Origin of the sequence: Cryobacterium sp. TMT2-14 (assembly GCF_004402465.1) — a bacterium.
Taxonomy (GTDB): Bacteria; Actinomycetota; Actinomycetes; order Actinomycetales; family Microbacteriaceae; genus Cryobacterium; species Cryobacterium sandaracinum.
Window position 1 is genome coordinate 1 of sequence record NZ_SOFV01000029.1, and the last position, 1,277, is coordinate 1,277.

1 protein-coding gene and 1 pseudogene are annotated in these 1,277 nt (G+C 65.8%); one reads left to right on the top strand and one right to left on the bottom strand.

Features of this window, described 5'->3' with window-relative positions:
- Nucleotides 1–582, bottom strand: a pseudogene (locus tag E3O28_RS10775) (DUF222 domain-containing protein); the annotation flags it as partial.
- 359 nt (nt 583–941) lie between these two features.
- Here E3O28_RS10775 and E3O28_RS10780 point away from each other — a divergent pair.
- Nucleotides 942–1,157 carry a GYD domain-containing protein gene (locus tag E3O28_RS10780; RefSeq protein WP_241973098.1) on the top strand — a complete coding sequence of 72 codons (216 nt, stop codon included), beginning with the start codon at nt 942–944 and terminating at the stop codon, nt 1,155–1,157.
- The last annotated feature ends 120 nt before the right edge of the window (nt 1,158–1,277 follow it).

The window sequence follows — 1,277 nt, forward strand, 5'->3', positions numbered from 1 at the left end:
CACCTGATCGGCATTCAGTGACGACGCCTCGGTGAGCAGCGCCGCCAGGGCCACCCCGAGCTTCTCCGCGGTAACTGCCGCATCGATCTGGCCGAGCCCGGCCCGGATCGCCTCGGCCGCGTCAACCGAGAGCGTGCCGGCGGTGACGGCCCGGGCGATCGGCGCCTGCCACGGCACCTTCGCCTCGACCTCGGCGACCTCGGCGGCATCCCTGTCGGGCGAGGACAGCGCCGCCTCGACGAGCCTGTCGGCCGCCTCGGCATCGGCCATCATGGTGCCGACCGCCACCAGCTTGTACGCGTCGCCCTTCGACGAGCCGGTCGAGTTCTGAATCAGGGCCTCCGGGGAGAGATACCCCTGCTGCGCCGCCAAACCCGAGTGCCCGAGCTCCGGTCGGGAACGCTCGGCGATGGTCGCCGCCATCCAGGCAGCATAGGTATCGACGAGACGGCGGATCGAAGCGATTCGCTTCTGACCGGCCAACACCTCGGCATCAGGAAGGGCCGAGAAGTCAGCGCATGACGAGCCCAGCAGGGCCACGGCATCGGCCGCCTGCCTGAGGTCTTCCGCGAGGTTGGTCATGTTACGAGGATACNCGAGGATACCTCATTGCGTACACATAGTCGAGTGTTCGTCAGATGGGTGCGGATTTTTGGAGGTTGAGATTCGAAGTTCTGTTCATCGACCTTGGAGGCATCGCTTCGGGTCTCGCCCAGCTCGACCACCGGGTCGGGAGCCCTCTGAGGCTGGGCGGCCGCCCCGTTGTCCCCGGGAACAGCCGGGCCTACCATGCGTCGCAGCCCCACTTCGGGGACCGAGCGTCGTTGCCGTGCCTCGGCGGGTTGCCGCACACAGGTCTCGGGCATTGCTCCGGATGTCCGCGTCCTGCACATCACAGGACGGGACTGACCATGAGCCAGTATTTATTTGGAGCGAACTAGGTGGGCGAGGGCATCAGGGGCTTCATGCGCGAAGGCGGAACCGGCCGTCGGGAGGCGCTGGTCGCAGCCCTCAAATCGGTGGGTGGGTCGGTCGGTCGGTCGGTCGAGAGTTTCTACTACGCCTTCGGGGAGACCGACGTTCTGGGGGTCATCGAGGTTCCGGAGCCGTTCGACGCCGCCAAGAAAACGCCGGCGTATCGGGCTCCCGGCCAGTAGGTCTGCGGCGGCGTTCTCCCGCTCTAGCTGTTGTTCCCACACAGGTTGTGAGCGTGGCGTGAGCTAAAAAGGTGAGGACCTCCGGTATCGATTGGGTTACCACACTCAACACGATGCAAC